The sequence below is a fragment of the Capnocytophaga sp. H2931 genome (genome assembly GCF_002302535.1).
Taxonomy (GTDB): Bacteria; Bacteroidota; Bacteroidia; order Flavobacteriales; family Flavobacteriaceae; genus Capnocytophaga; species Capnocytophaga canis.
In genome coordinates this window covers 1,789,913-1,804,700 of record NZ_CP022381.1, presented here as the reverse complement: position 1 = coordinate 1,804,700, position 14,788 = coordinate 1,789,913, and the positions used below count along the sequence as shown (strand labels likewise).

Here is a 14,788-nt window from a genome sequence, read left to right as displayed (position 1 = left end):
ACTAATTATATTTGTCGCAAAAGTAAGACGAAAAATGCTTCTTGGGTTGTGAGATACGAATTTTCGGTTGTGAATTTGGGAATTATGGAATATAAATTAAACGAATACAATATTTTAGAATTACTTACGGAATATCCAGCTACTTATTTTTCTATTGGTAGCGGAGGGTATTTTCATCATACTCAAATCAATACTGAAAACTTTACTTTATTTCAAAATCAAATTTTTTCAGGAGAAAAAACGATACATTTGGATGGTGAGTCTTCTGTTCCCAGTTTGGAAATACAAATCAATATAGGCGAAAATGATATACCTTTTTATATCAATCCTTCCCAGCGAAAAATAGCAAAAAAATTGCATTGTAATTTACTGTATATCAATGGAGAAAAAAGCCGTGTTTCGTTTCAAGCTCAGCAAGAATACAAGACCTTTGATGTGCATATGCCTCTTCATAGAATATTTGAATATTATGGGAATAATGCTATCATAGATAAGTTTATTAAACGAATTGAAAATCAAGAACCTGCAATGCTTTTCGATGAATATTTACCAATTTCTCACACAGTTTATGAACCTATTAGAGGTATCAAGCAGTGCAATTTGCCAGATTTTTTGAAAAAAGAATATCTGAATATAAAAGTTCAAGAAATTTTTCTAAGTATATTATCCGAATCCGAGCGGAGTTTTGACCCCAATAGTATCAGCTTAAAAGATCAAAAGTTGCTTTTGCAAGTCAAAAATTTAATGGAGCAAAATATTGAAAAACCGCTCACCATCATAGAATTATCAAGATTAGTGGGTATGAATGACAACAAGCTAAAAATATTCTTTAAACGCTATTTCGGTTGCACTATATTTGAATATTTCCAACAATACAGAATGCACAAAGCTAAAATGTATCTCGAACAAAAAGAACTTACAATCAAAGAAATAGCATACCAGTTGGGCTATTCCAACACGGCTAATTTTTCAAATGCTTTCAAACGATTTTGGGGTATTTCCCCAAGTGAAAAATAATTGTCTGTTATAGAACTCCAAAACCAATCAGAATTTTAACTTGTTGATAGTATGGTTATATCTTAAATTCCATTAGCAAGTGTAATTTTTTGAGATTGTTTTTCTCCTCTAATTCTAAAAATTGATTTTGCCTATTTGTACAGAAGTTATATCTTTGTGCTTTTACGTTTAATTTCAAAATTAATAATACTATGAAGAAATACGGTCTTATTGCCTTACTTCCATTCTTTTTTGCATACTTAAATGCCCAAAATACAACTTATTGGCAACAAAAAGTCCATTATGAAATGGAAATTGATGTTGATGCAAAAAACTTTCAATATAAAGGAAAACAAAAACTCACGTATTTCAATAATTCTCCTGACACCTTGCAAGTAGTTTTTTATCATCTCTATTTGAATGCTTTTCAGCCTAATAGCGAAATGGATTTTCGTTTACAGTCAATTGCTGACCCTGACCGTAGGATGGTTAAGAACTTGGGAACTGCGGAAAATCCTGTCTACGAGAGTCGTATCGCTAAATTGAAACCTAACGAAATAGGGTATATTAATGTAAAATCGTTAAAACAAGATGGTATTGCTGTGAAGCATACTACAGAAGGCACAATTTTGAAAGTAAAACTCAACAAGCCAATTCCGCCCAAATCAAAAGGAGTTTTTACAATGGAATTTGACGCTCAAGTTCCTGTTATGGTTCGTCGTACGGGGCGTAATAATCCTGATGGAGTAGCCTTATCAATGGCTCAATGGTATCCAAAAATAGTGGCATATGACTATCGTGGTTGGCATCCAACAGAATATATCGGTCGCGAATTTTATGGAGTTTTTGGTGATTTTGATGTGAAAATTACCATTGATAAAAATTATGTACTTGGAGGGAGTGGTACTTTGATAAATGCCGATGAAATTGGTTTTGGTTATGAAAAACAAGGAGTCATTTTACCAAAAACTAAAGGAAGAACCAAAACGTGGCATTTTGTAGCTTCCAACGTACACGATTTCACTTGGGCTGCCGACCCTCAGTTTAAACACGATAAAATTACATTAAACGACGGAAAGACATTTCATTTCTTATACAAAACCGAAGTTGAAAATTGGAAAAAAATACAACCTAAACTGGTAGAAACCTTTGAACTTTTCAATAACCTTGTTGGTAAATATCCATGGGAACGCTACTCTTTTATTCAAGGAGGTGATGGAGGAATGGAATATGCAATGTGTACCCTTTTAGTTGGTGGTGCAAATTACGATGATTTGTTAGGCACTGCCGTTCACGAGTTGGCTCACGCTTGGTTTCAACATGCTATCAACACCGATGAGGGATCATATGCATGGATGGATGAGGGCTTTACATCATTTATTGAAGATTTGGCAATGGCATTAGTTATCAACCCTACCAAAAATGAAACAAATCCATTCGAAGGTTCTTACAAAAGATATTTTCGTTTGATAAAATCAGGATGGGAAGAACCAGCTACTACACATGCCGACCGTTTTCAACGAAACTTCGCCTATTCAGTAATGGCTTATAGCAAAGGAACGCTATTTTTAACTCAATTGGGATATATCATTGGAGAACAAAACCTTATTAAAACGTTACAACAATTTTACAAAGAATATGCTTTAAAAAGCCCACATCCTAACGACTTTGTACGTGTTGCTGAAAAAGTATCGGGTATGCAACTTGGATGGTTTTTAAATGAATTTATCAGCACTACTCACACGGTGGACTATGCCATAGAAAGCGTTAAAGCGAAAGGTAAAAAAACCGAAATTACCTTGCGTCGTATTGGAGCATTACCACTACCTGTTGATTTATTTGTGGTTGATAAAAGTAAAAAAGTAACCTATTGTTACATTCCGTTGCGTATGCAATTTGGGGAAAAATCTAATCCATATCAATATGAGAGAAAGGTATTCCCTGCATGGGGATGGGCAACCCCTACTTACACCTTTGAGATAGATATGCCGTTTGAAGAACTTCACGGCGTTGAAATCGACCCATCAGAAATGACAATAGATATTAATCGTCAAAACAATTCGTTTACGAATCAATAGAATCATGAATTTTTGTTTCTCAAAAGAGGAAAAGCTCTGTAAATTAGAGCATATTCAAAAATTATTTTCAGAAGGAAAAAGTGTTCAAAGTTTTCCACTTAAGTTCTTGTACATCCCTATTGAAAAAAGACGAGAGAACACTCAATTTCAGCTACTTATCAGTGTTCCGAAACGTAATTTTAAAAAAGCTGTAGATCGTAATCGCATCAAACGGCTTATACGCGAAAGCTATCGATTACAAAAACATCAACTAGCTACTTTTACGAATGAAAAATATGCTTTAGCATTTATTTTTACAAGTAAAGACATGCCTACTTATGATTTGATTTTCAACAAAGTAAATAGATGTTTCGAGAAGTTTGCACAAGTCTTGGAAACTCAAACAAAAGATTGCACATTAGAAAAATAAGCCAAATAAAAAGTTTTTAATATGAATTTACTTCAAGAATTAAAAAATCGCAGTGGAAACTGCTGTGAGTTGTGTGGAGCAACCGAAAATTTACATATTTATGAAGTTCCTCCTGTTGGAGCAGGGGGTGTTGATGGCAGTTTATTGGTATGCGAAACATGCAAAAACCAAATTGAAAATCCCGCAATGATGGATACAAACCATTGGCGTTGCCTGAATGACAGTATGTGGAGCGAACATAGAGCCGTAAAGGTAATGGCGTGGAGAATGCTAAACCGTTTAAAATCAGAAGGATGGTCGTTAGATTTATTAAACATGATGTATTTAGACGATGAAGAGTTGGCCTTTGCTAAGGCTTCCGACGACCATTTGGACGAAAGTGAACGTATTGTGCATCGTGATAGCAATGGAGCTATACTTGAAGCTGGAGATAACGTAGTGTTAATCAAGGATTTGAAAGTAAAAGGATCCAGCATGGTTGCTAAGCAAGGAACCATCGTTAGAAAAATATCCTTGGATAGAGAAAATGCCCAATATATTGAAGGAAAAGTAGACGGACAACAGATTGTGATTGTTACACAATATGTTAAGAAAGTGTAAGCCATCGATAAAAACCAATACTGAGAAATCTTAAAGGTTTATATTCGTAAAATATGGCAAAAATCTTTGTAAATCACTTTTACAAGGATTTTTTTGTTAGCTACATTCAACTCACAAAGTATGCGAGTTGAATGTAGCTACTATTAATGAGCCTCTAACCAATTTTTACCTACTCCCAAATCGACTACCAAAGGAACAGTAAGTGAAAAAGCATTTTCCATTTCGTATTGGATAGCACTTTTAACGGCTTCCAGTTCGTCTAAGGGAACATCGAATACCAACTCATCATGCACTTGCAAAAGCATTTTGGTTCGAAATTGCTCTTTTTCCAAACGGTTTTGAATACGAATCATCGCAATTTTAATAATATCGGCGGCACTTCCTTGAATTGGAGCATTGATGGCGTTCCGCTCAGCAGCTCCTCTAACCACCTGATTACGTGAATGAATATCTGGTAGATAGCGTCTTCGTCCCAACACTGTCTCAACATAACCATGTTGCTGAGCAAAAAATATTTGTTTGTTGATATACGCTCGTAAATTTGGATATGTAGCATAATAAGTTTCTATGAGTTCCTTACTTTCGGTACGTGAAAGGTCCGTTTGGTTGCTAAGTCCAAAGGCAGAAACTCCATAGATAATCCCAAAATTCACGGTTTTAGCATGGCTACGTTGTTCGCGTGTAACGGCTTCAATAGGAACATTAAACACTTTAGCTGCGGTGGAGCGATGAATATCTTCCTTGTTTAAGAATGCTTGAATCATATTTTGCTCTTCACTTAGTGCAGCAATTATCCGTAATTCAATTTGCGAATAATCCGCAGCGAGTAGTACATGTTGTTCATCACGAGGTACAAATGCCTTACGTACTTGCTGTCCTCGTTCAGTACGAATTGGGATGTTTTGTAAATTTGGATTATTACTACTCAATCGTCCAGTAGCTGCAACGCTTTGCATGTAGGTTGTATGGACACGCCCTGTTTTGGGATTTACCTCGTTAGGTAAACTATCTACATAAGTAGACTTTAATTTCTGTAACTGCCTCCATTCTAATATATTAGAAACAATCAAATGTTTATCTGCAAATGCTGAAAGTACCTCTTCGGAAGTGGCATATTGCCCTGTTTTGGTCTTTTTAGGATTTTTAGCAATTTTCAATTTTTCGAACAGAATATCCCCCAATTGCTTGGGAGATGCCAAATTGAACTCCTCCCCTGCTTCAGTAGCAATGGCTTTTTCTAAAGTAGCTATATCGTCGTCCAATCCTGCTGATAACTCTTTGAGAAAATCAGTATCCAAACGAATACCTTCAAGTTCCATTTTCGTAAGAACCTGAATTAAAGGAGCTTCCAAATTATAATATAATTCATCAACCTTCGATGATTTCAACTTTTCTTCAAAAACTTCCTTAAGTTGCCATGTGATGTCAGCATCTTCAACAGCATATTCCTTTTGGTCATGAAGCGACACTTGACGCATCGACAACTGATTCTTACCTTTTTTTCCGATAAGACTTTCTATGGAGACAGGGGTATAGTTCAAATACGTTTCCGCCAACACATCCATATTGTGCCTCATATCTGGATTGATGAGGTAATGAGCAATCATAGTATCGAAAATCAATCCTTTAACTTCTACTCCATAATTGTGTAATACTTTGATATCATATTTCAGATTTTGGCCTACTTTCGTAATATGCTCATTTTCAAAGAATGGTCGGAAAATTTCGAGTTGTTTGCTCGTTTGTTGTTGATTCTCAGGGAAAGGTACGTAATAACCCTTTCCTGCACTCCATGAGAAAGCAATACCAACCAATTCAGCTTCCAAGCTATCAAGATTCGTGGTTTCTGTGTCAAAACAGACTTCTTTCTGTTGTAATATATTCTGAATAAGAATTTTACATGCCATTGGAGTATCTACCAACTGATAAAAATGTGGTGTGTTTTGTATGTTTTTTCTTTCAGAAATATGCTCAGTTGCAAACAAATTACCTTGCACAACTACAGGGGCTGTTTCCGAAGAAAATAAATCAGACGGAGCTTCGATTTGCTTTGTTGCTGAAGCTGTGGTCTGGTAAGTTTTGATAAGATTCTGAAGCAGTTGTCGGAATTCGAGCTCTTCAAAAATTTTGGTAACAGCCTCCATATCGGGTTGCGACAGTTCAAAATCGGTTTCATCAAATTGAACTGGAACATCCAAAATAATGGTTGCTAATTTTTTGGAAAGCAGTCCTTTTTCTGCATTTTTTTCGATATTTTCACGCAGTTTCCCTTTGAGTTTATCGGTATTAGCGAGTAAGTTTTCCATACTACCAAAGTCAGCAAGAAGTTTCTTTGCGGTTTTCTCACCAACTCCAGGCAATCCTGGTATGTTATCGACGGCATCTCCCATCATTCCTAAAAAATCAATCACCTGATCTGGACGTTCTACCTCAAATTTTTCTCTTACTTGGTCAACACCCCAAATTTCGACATCATTTCCCATCCGAGCAGGGCGATATACGAATATATTCTCAGAAACTAACTGAGCATAATCTTTATCGGGAGTAACCATAAACACCTGATAATCTTGTTTTTCGGCTTGTTTAGCAAGGGTTCCAATAATATCATCGGCTTCATAACCTTCTTTTTCGATGATGGGAATGTGCAAAGCTCTCAAAATCTGTTGAATATAAGGCACTGCTATACGAATAGCCTCAGGGGTTTCATCCCGATTGGCTTTATAGTCCGTAAATAATTCCAACCGGTCGACACTTCCTCCTTTGTCGAATGCCACCGCCAGATGGTCTGGACGCTCTTTTTTTATAACATCAAACAACGAGTTCATAAACCCCAAAATAGCTGAGGTGTTGAGCCCTTTGGAATTGACTCGTGGATTTTTGATAAATGCGTAATATCCTCTGAAAATCAACGCATAAGCATCTAATAGAAATAGTCTTTTTTTTGACATTTTATTGATCTTTTATTAACCGAAACTCTCAATCGGACAAAGGTACACATTTTTGGCGAAATTGTTGGCTCATGACACTTTGCTTTTAAAAGCAATCCGCAAAAAAAATTGACAAGCATCATTTCTTTTGATTTTTCACAACCTACTGAAATTCAAAAAAAAAATATTTCCCACAAAAATACAAAACTCTCAAAGTTCTCCTTCATCAGCGAAGCTGAAATATGTTTTTTCGTTCAGAATGATGTGATCCAACAATTTAATATCCAAACTCTCCCCTGCCATTTTTATTTTCTGGGTAATATGCCTATCGGCTTGGCTGGGTGCTAAATTCCCTGATGGATGATTGTGTACCAAAATTAAAGCTACTGCTCCCCACTCTATGGCAGCTTTGAACAACAGACGCACATCTACCACCGTTTGAGTAATTCCTCCTTTTGAAAGTTGTGTTTTGTGAAGCACACGATTGGCATTATTCAGGAACACTCCCCAAAACTCCTCGTGAGCTAACTCTCCAATAATGGGTTGCATAAGCTGAAAAACATGTTTTGAGGCTTTAATGACTGGCTGTGGTTCGGGTAATTCAGAGCTTCTGCGTCTACCCAATTCTGTAGCTGCGAGAATGGTAATTGCCTTTGCCTCCCCTACTCCTTTAAATTGTTGCAACTGCTTCAATGTCAACTTTCCTAATTGTGTTAAATTATTGTTTACCGATGTCAGAATACGCCTACTCAATTCCAAAGCACTTTCATTCCGACTGCCTGAACCTATCAAAATAGCCAACAATTCGGCATCACTGAGTGCATTTTTACCCTGTGCCATCATTTTTTCACGAGGTTTGTCATCATCCGACCAATTTTTGATAGAAATATGCGTATTTGTTGACATAGCTTTATAGTTTTCAAAAATTCAATGCTAAAAGTAGAAAAAAAAATGTAAATTACAAAATATCAAAAAAATAGATTATTTTTGCAATACATTAGTTGGTGATGGGGCGTATTTTTCTTGCAATATTGGTTGTTGTATTGGGGTTCAGTGCCTGTGGCAGAGGTAAAAAACCTGTCAAAGGCGATGTGCTTCTATTCCCTGAAAACACTCAGGTTATCTATCGAATCAACGACAAGAACAACTTTTTGAGCGCCATCGAAAACAATGAATTTTGGAAAGAAAACAATCCTAAACCATTACGAACTTATGAAACAAAACTAATACAAAGCCTCCCTACTGACAATAATATTTGGGTTGCTTTTACCGGCTACAAGAATTTTTTCGCAATCGCTAAACAAGAAACTTCCGATACGCTCAGCATCTGGAAAAATGCAAATCAACATGTTCAAAAACAATCACAATTTGGCAAAGAATGGTTCTATACGATAATTGACAATAGACTGATTGTTAGCAATGTTTTTGAAATACACTCCTTCTTTAACACAGATAAAACCAACCCTACTAACAAAACTGAAAGTCAAAGCATTTTAGAAGATTTACAAAGAATCGCTACAACGGCATGTAGTGCAAATCTTTTTATGCAAAATGAACAGGCTAACCAGTTTTTCAGTCCATTTTTTAAGAAAAATATTACCAAAGAATTTGACCATTGGCTGGCGTTGGACTTATTTTTGGAAGAAAACGATATACGTTTCAGCGGAATGGCTATTGTTAAAGACGATTATCAGAACGATGTACTGATACGTTCCTCTCCTTACGAAAATGATTTGACAAAGGTGTTTCCTGCCCAAATTTTGGAAGCTACCTCTTTTTCGTTCAAAGAAGCCGAAAACATAGTCTTGCGAGATTCAATCCACGTGCCTTTCAAAAAAAAACTCAATGGCATAGCTTCTGTGCGTACTATTGATGGATTATTTGTGGTCGCATCGTCCTTTGATGTGGATGAAACCTTATTGCAACTTCCTATTTTAACGGAAGTCACTCAGAGTGATTTTGCCATGTATGAACTTACGGACGATTCCTCCTTGGATTTCTTCAAATCATTTGAACCAAACTTCAAACCTCGATTTGTGAGCGTGTATGATGACTATCTGCTATTCTCAAAATCCAAAGAATTGCTCATCGCAGTTATGGGGGATATCGACCGAAAAAACACACTTTCAACGAACAAATCCTATGAAGTTCTAGAAAAGAACACGGCTTCAACTGCTAACTTAACTTATATCGCTAACCTACGCGATAACAGTGAATTCAATAAAAAATACCCAAAAATTGCTGAAAACTATCGGTGGGCGGTCTTTCAACAAACATCTCAAAATGACTATTGCATACTAAATTTCGCTAGCAAAAAACAAACTCAAAAATCGCTCTCCGAAAAAATCAAAGAACGTTTTCAATTTTCTTTTGACGAAAACATGATTACCCCACCAACGATTTTACTAAATCACAGAACAAAACGTTTAGAAATTGCGGTACAGGATCAGAACTACGACCTTCATTTAATCGGTAATAACGGAAGTTTGTTATGGAAAAAACAATTGGACGGAAAAATCCAAAGCCCCATCTATCAAGTTGATTTGTTCAAAAACGGATTCCTACAGATGGCATTCACCACTGAACATTCCATTTGGGTAGTGGACAGAAATGGCAATAACGTAGCCCCATTTCCCAAAAAGTACAAAGGAAAGATCACCCCAATGGAAGTATTTGACTACGACCGAAATAGGGAATATCGTTTTCTTTTTGCTGAAGGAAAAAATCTACATATGCTCGACAAAAAAGGTGAGGTAGTAAGCGGATTTCTACGCAAAACCACCAACGCTACTCCACTATTCACACCAAAACACTATCGAGCCAACGATAAAGATTTTTTAGTATATCTGTCTGATGATGGAAAATGTAATATTTTGCATCGAAATGGAGAAATTCGCATCCCAATTCAGGGAAAATATAATTTTTCAAACAACCCTCCGTTGTTTTTTGATAATCGTTTCCTATTTTCAACTCAACGAGGTGAATTGATACGCATCGACCTTAACGGAAATACCATCGTAAATGATCGCGAATGGGTTCGAGAACACTATTTAATTGGAAATCAACACACAACATCTTTTCTTTCAGGAAATACAATTTCTATAGGAACCACGCGAATTGACATTCCTGATGGACGATATGAACGTCAACGATTATTCCGCATTCGAGGCGTGAACTACGTTTCTGTTACGGATTCTTATCAAAAGAAAGTATACCTTTGGAACGAAAAAGGAGAGTTGATACAGGATTTTCCCCTAATAGGAAATACCCCTATTGCTATTGATGTGGATTTGGATAAATCGATTTGGATTGTCGTTGGAAAAACCAACAAGCAATTGCACGTCTATGAAGTCCGAGATTTAAAATAAATGTAAAAATAAAAACATATGTATCGAATTTTAGCCATTGATTATGGAGTCAAACGTTGTGGCATTGCCGTTACCGACCCTATGCAAATCATAGCCTCAGGATTGACAACCGTTGCTACAAATGAGCTTTTACAATTCTTAAAAAAATACGTAAACGAAGAAAATGTAAGAGAAATAATTGTAGGCAAACCGAAACGGATGAACAACGAAGATTCTGATATTGAAGCTCTTATTCTAAATTTCATAAACAAATTAACCTCAGAATTCCCTGAACTGACTATTCTCCGTGAAGACGAACGCTTTACCTCAAAGATGGCTTTCCAAACGATGATTGACAGTGGTATGAAAAAAAAACAACGTCAAAATAAGGAACTTATTGATGAAATCAGTGCTACGATTATCTTACAAAGCTACCTAAACAGAAGAAGATAAAACAAAATCAACTATTTAGGATAATAAACATAATGTTTTACCACAGGTCTGGACAAGGCTTCCAAATTCAATTGGTCAGAAGCTTTAATTACGTCAGTAATCTTTCCTTTCTTGGTTAGTATTTGTATCCTTTGGCGTTCCGAATTGTATGCAGTATTACTAACTACTCCTGAGAAAACAAAAAAATCAGCCTCCTCTTTTGAGATATTATAGTGTTGCATTACCTTTTGACGTTGACTCTCCAATTTTTCAGTTTCAAAGGGATAATTTTGCATTTTCACCTTTGGTAAATCCCTATATAAAAGCATTTTACTTAATTTAGACAATACAAAATCTGAATGAAATTGCCATTGTTTCATCGCGGCAATAATGTCTGTATCATCCAGCATAGCAAAGGTATCTAAAATTTCTTTAGAAAAATAATCTTTGCTAACTCTACATTCTATAAAATATTTGAGCGGAGAGGACATGGACACGGACTCACCGCGTTGTATAAGCTGTTTGACACGCTGCAACACCTTGATTAGCAACTGTTCTGCCACAACACTCGTTTTATGCAAATAAACCTGCCAGTACATCAACCGTCGAGCTACCAAAAATTTTTCTACCGAATAAATCCCTTTTTCTTCAACCATCACTTCATCATTCCGTACATTAAGCATTGAGATGATACGCTCAGGATTGATGTTTCCTTCAGCAACTCCGGTGTAAAAACTATCGCGTTTCAAATAGTCCAATCTATCCATATCAAGCTGACTTGCAACAAGTTGATTCATAAACTTACGCGAGTACGTCCCTTGAAAAATTTCAATTGCAAGATCTAATTTTCCTTTAAACTCTCGATTTAATTCTTGCATAAAGAGCAAAGAAATTTCCTCATGTGAAATATTTTCAACAATACTGTGTTCCATGGCATGTGAAAAAGGGCCATGTCCAATGTCATGAAGTAAAATGGCTGCATACAACCCTTGTGCTTCTTTATCAGAAATCTCAACACCTTTATAGCGAAGAGTTTCCACGACTTTTTGCATCAAATGCATACACCCCAAAGCATGTTGAAAACGGGTATGTCTTGCTCCTGGATATACCAAATAAGACAACCCCATTTGTGTAATTCGACGCAACCGTTGGAAATAAGGATGTTCCATCAAATCAAATATAAAAGCATCCGGTATGTGAATAAATCCGTGAACGGGGTCGTTGACAATTTTTAGCTTGTTTCTTTTCACCTATTGAGTTTAAAAGGCAAATATAATGATTTTCAGTGATATTTTAAAAACTCCATACAATAACAACATGAACATATGCAAACCCTTGATATCAATGCTGTGATTTTTTCGTCAAAATAAATCAAGAAATGTGCAAAATTGGGAGTTTATATCAATTAACCAAAATACTGAATATCAAATACATACAAATATAAATTCAATTAATTCATTGAAAAATTGTTTTTTTAAGCATTCTGTATTAACTTTGTACCCACAGAATACGTTGAATGTCTGCAACAGAAAATATATATGATTTGGCTCGATTGCTCGAAGAAAAAGCAATGCAGTTGAAACGTAAGATAGAAGATTTAACATCTGAAAATCAACGATTAAAAGAGCAAACAATCTCTTTGTGCAATGAAAAAGAGATTTTAACAAAAGAAATTATTCTTTGGAAAGAAAAATACGAAGCCATAAAAGTTGCAAACGGTATTCTCGGCAGTAAGGAAGAAAAAACAAAAGCAAAACAACAGATAAACGCTTTAATCAGAGAGATTGACGCTTGTATTGTTCAACTTTCAAAATAGACCCAAACAAAAATGGATGAAATTTTGAAAATTAAAGTTTCAATTGGTGATAGGGTCTATCCGATGAACATCGAACCTCATCAAGAAGAAGGATATCGCAAGGCAGCTAAAGAAATCAACGAGTTGATTCAAAAATTCGAATCAACATATGAGTTGAAAGACAAACAAGATGCTTTGGCGTTGTGTGCCATTGTTTTAGCAACAAATATTGAACAAAAAAAACTCGACGAGAGTCAAATAGATTCTACGGTTAAAGATAAATTGACTTCCATCAACGAATTGATGGATGCCATGCTTTGATTCATATGTTCTTACAAATAGAAAGGAATTACTGCCTACATTGATCATGATTTTTTGGTAAACTCAACATTAAACAAAATAAAAAAGGTAAGTGGAGTTGTTAAAGCGTGCCGTCATCGAACGGATTCTTGACCAGCTCAGTAGCCTTAAACCTGTTCGCGGAGTTTACGCAAAACTCTCAAATCAATGTAGGTTTTTTTATACATAATTTTTTAAAACAAGCAAATGGAAACAGTAATATTAGGAATTGTGGTCGCAGGAATCGTAGGGATTGCCTTAGGATTTGCCATCGCAAAGGTATTGGAGAAAAAAAACGCTTCAAAAATTATCTCAGAAGCTAAAACAGAAGCAAATACTATTTTAAAAGAAGCTAAGAGCGAGGGTGAAAACATCAAAAAAGACAAAATCCTACAAGCAAAAGAAAAATTCCTAGAACTCAAAAGCGAACATGAAAAAGTCATTGCCAGTAAAGACAAAAAAATGGCAGAGACTGAAAAACGTATCCGTGACAAAGAATCGCAGGTTTCAAACGAATTAGCTCAAAACAAACGACTTAAGGACGAATTGGAAGAGAAAAACAAAGAAGCCGAACATCGTCTACAATCACTTAACAAAAAACAAGAAGAAATTGAACGTCTACACAAAAGTCAAGTAAAACAATTAGAGGTTATTTCGGGACTTTCTGCTGAGGAGGCAAAAACTCAATTGACAGATTCATTACGAAGTGAGGCTCAGGCTGATGCGATGGCATATATCCAAAGTACTATCGAGGAGGCAAAGTTAACTGCCCGTCAAGAAGCTAAAAAAATCGTCATCAACACCATTCAACGCATTGGAACTGAAGAAGCTATCGACAACTGTGTGTCGGTTTTTAACTTAGAATCGGACGATGTAAAGGGTCGTATAATCGGACGTGAAGGGAGAAACATTCGTGCTTTGGAAGCCGCCACTGGTGTAGAAATCATCGTGGACGACACTCCTGAAGCCATCATCCTATCTTGCTTCGACGCTGTACGAAGAGAAATCGCACGATTGTCACTACATAAATTAGTTACGGACGGACGCATTCACCCTGCTCGTATTGAAGAAGTTGTAGAAAAAACTACCAAACAGATTGAAGAAGAAATTATCGATATTGGTAAACGAACCATAATTGATTTGGGAATTCACGGTTTACATCCAGAGTTAGTAAAATGTGTAGGAAGAATGAAGTATCGTTCTTCTTATGGGCAAAACCTTTTACAACACTCTCGTGAGGTAGCAAAGCTATGTGGTGTAATGGCTGCCGAATTAGGACTAAATGTAAAGTTAGCAAAACGTGCAGGATTACTACACGATATAGGGAAGGTTCCTCAAGTAGAAACCGAGGTTCCTCACGCCATCTTAGGAATGGAATGGGCAGAAAAATACGGCGAAAAACCTGAAGTTTGCAACGCTATTGGGGCTCACCACGACGAAATTGAAATGACTTCCCTATTATCCCCTATCGTTCAGGTGTGTGATGCTATAAGTGGTGCTAGACCAGGGGCTCGTCGTCAGGTATTAGATTCTTACATTCAGCGCTTAAAAGACTTGGAGGATGCAGCGTTCTCTTTCAATGGTGTGAAAAAAGCATATGCTATTCAAGCAGGACGGGAGTTGCGTGTGATTGTAGAAAGTGAAAAAGTGAGTGATGATAAAGCTGCAGAATTATCGTTCAACTTATCTCAGAAAATTCAAACAGACATGACCTATCCGGGACAAGTAAAAATCACCGTTATTCGTGAAACTAGAGCTGTGAACATAGCTAAATAGGAATTGTTGAACGTAATGTTATAAACATATTTACCCGATTGGAGAAACCAATCTAAAAGTATACAGCCCCAAAAGTTAAATATTTTTGG

At 36.2% G+C, this 14,788-nt stretch carries 12 protein-coding genes and 1 other RNA gene; 10 read left to right on the top strand and 3 right to left on the bottom strand.

The genetic code is table 11. The annotated features are described in order from the left end of the window. Positions 1 to 48: 48 nt before the first annotated feature. From CGC52_RS07780 to CGC52_RS07765, 4 genes are all read left to right on the top strand, one after another. The gene (locus CGC52_RS07780; RefSeq protein WP_095894011.1) at positions 49 to 1,017 is read left to right on the top strand and encodes an AraC family transcriptional regulator; all 969 of its coding nucleotides are present in this window, start codon (positions 49 to 51) and stop codon (positions 1,015 to 1,017) included. A 191-nt stretch (positions 1,018 to 1,208) separates the two neighbouring features. Beyond that, positions 1,209 to 3,074: a M1 family metallopeptidase gene (locus CGC52_RS07775; RefSeq protein WP_095894010.1), complete on the top strand. Its 1,866-nt coding sequence runs from the start codon at positions 1,209 to 1,211 to the stop codon at positions 3,072 to 3,074. A 4-nt stretch (positions 3,075 to 3,078) separates the two neighbouring features. After that, the gene (gene rnpA / locus CGC52_RS07770; protein ID WP_042006106.1) at positions 3,079 to 3,483 is read left to right on the top strand and encodes a ribonuclease P protein component; all 405 of its coding nucleotides are present in this window, start codon (positions 3,079 to 3,081) and stop codon (positions 3,481 to 3,483) included. A 21-nt stretch (positions 3,484 to 3,504) separates the two neighbouring features. Next, complete coding sequence (locus CGC52_RS07765; RefSeq protein WP_042006107.1) at positions 3,505 to 4,083, top strand: alkylphosphonate utilization protein; 579 nt, start codon at positions 3,505 to 3,507, stop codon at positions 4,081 to 4,083. A 143-nt stretch (positions 4,084 to 4,226) separates the two neighbouring features. Here CGC52_RS07765 and polA read toward each other — a convergent pair whose 3' ends face one another. Then, positions 4,227 to 7,031, bottom strand: a complete 2,805-nt coding sequence (polA, locus tag CGC52_RS07760) for a DNA polymerase I (protein ID WP_095894009.1) — start codon at positions 7,029 to 7,031, stop codon at positions 4,227 to 4,229. Positions 7,032 to 7,220: 189 nt separating this feature from the next. Next, positions 7,221 to 7,898, bottom strand: coding sequence for a DNA repair protein RadC (radC, locus tag CGC52_RS07755; RefSeq protein ID WP_042344248.1), 678 nt, complete (start codon positions 7,896 to 7,898; stop codon positions 7,221 to 7,223). Positions 7,899 to 8,017: 119 nt separating this feature from the next. On the opposite strand from radC, the gene CGC52_RS07750 reads away from it, so the two are divergent. Together CGC52_RS07750 and ruvX are read left to right on the top strand one after the other, a co-directional pair. Beyond that, positions 8,018 to 10,378: a hypothetical protein gene (locus CGC52_RS07750; protein ID WP_095894008.1), complete on the top strand. Its 2,361-nt coding sequence runs from the start codon at positions 8,018 to 8,020 to the stop codon at positions 10,376 to 10,378. Between the two features lie 18 nt (positions 10,379 to 10,396). Further along, complete coding sequence (ruvX, locus tag CGC52_RS07745) at positions 10,397 to 10,810, top strand: Holliday junction resolvase RuvX (protein WP_095894007.1); 414 nt, start codon at positions 10,397 to 10,399, stop codon at positions 10,808 to 10,810. An 11-nt stretch (positions 10,811 to 10,821) separates the two neighbouring features. Here the strand turns inward: ruvX and CGC52_RS07740 are convergent, their stop codons facing one another. Beyond that, the gene (locus CGC52_RS07740) at positions 10,822 to 12,039 is read right to left on the bottom strand and encodes an HD domain-containing protein (protein ID WP_232751804.1); all 1,218 of its coding nucleotides are present in this window, start codon (positions 12,037 to 12,039) and stop codon (positions 10,822 to 10,824) included. Positions 12,040 to 12,305: 266 nt separating this feature from the next. On the opposite strand from CGC52_RS07740, the gene CGC52_RS07735 reads away from it, so the two are divergent. The 4 genes from CGC52_RS07735 to rny all read left to right on the top strand — a co-directional run bounded on the left by CGC52_RS07735 (position 12,306) and on the right by rny (position 14,699). Beyond that, complete coding sequence (locus CGC52_RS07735) at positions 12,306 to 12,605, top strand: hypothetical protein (RefSeq protein ID WP_172917655.1); 300 nt, start codon at positions 12,306 to 12,308, stop codon at positions 12,603 to 12,605. Positions 12,606 to 12,617: 12 nt separating this feature from the next. Further along, a complete protein-coding gene (locus CGC52_RS07730; RefSeq protein WP_042006118.1) occupies positions 12,618 to 12,905 on the top strand; it encodes a cell division protein ZapA in 288 nt (95 codons plus the stop codon). 61 nt (positions 12,906 to 12,966) lie between these two features. After that, a non-coding RNA gene (gene ssrS, locus CGC52_RS07725) (6S RNA) lies at positions 12,967 to 13,072 on the top strand. Between the two features lie 58 nt (positions 13,073 to 13,130). Beyond that, the gene (rny, locus tag CGC52_RS07720) at positions 13,131 to 14,699 is read left to right on the top strand and encodes a ribonuclease Y (RefSeq protein ID WP_095894006.1); all 1,569 of its coding nucleotides are present in this window, start codon (positions 13,131 to 13,133) and stop codon (positions 14,697 to 14,699) included. Positions 14,700 to 14,788 lie beyond the last annotated feature (89 nt).

Excerpts from the sequence above, each read along its gene's own strand:
- CGC52_RS07735 (WP_172917655.1), top strand. The coding sequence starts at position 12,306 with ATGTCTGCAACAGAAAATATATATGATTTGGCTCGATTGCTCGAAGAA.
- CGC52_RS07750 (WP_095894008.1), top strand. The coding sequence starts at position 8,018 with ATGGGGCGTATTTTTCTTGCAATATTGGTTGTTGTATTGGGGTTCAGT.
- CGC52_RS07730 (WP_042006118.1), top strand. The coding sequence starts at position 12,618 with ATGGATGAAATTTTGAAAATTAAAGTTTCAATTGGTGATAGGGTCTAT.
- ruvX (WP_095894007.1), top strand. The coding sequence starts at position 10,397 with ATGTATCGAATTTTAGCCATTGATTATGGAGTCAAACGTTGTGGCATT.
- CGC52_RS07765 (WP_042006107.1), top strand. The coding sequence starts at position 3,505 with ATGAATTTACTTCAAGAATTAAAAAATCGCAGTGGAAACTGCTGTGAG.
- CGC52_RS07775 (WP_095894010.1), top strand. The coding sequence starts at position 1,209 with ATGAAGAAATACGGTCTTATTGCCTTACTTCCATTCTTTTTTGCATAC.
- polA (WP_095894009.1), bottom strand. The coding sequence starts at position 7,031 with ATGTCAAAAAAAAGACTATTTCTATTAGATGCTTATGCGTTGATTTTC.
- rnpA (WP_042006106.1), top strand. The coding sequence starts at position 3,079 with ATGAATTTTTGTTTCTCAAAAGAGGAAAAGCTCTGTAAATTAGAGCAT.
- rny (WP_095894006.1), top strand. The coding sequence starts at position 13,131 with ATGGAAACAGTAATATTAGGAATTGTGGTCGCAGGAATCGTAGGGATT.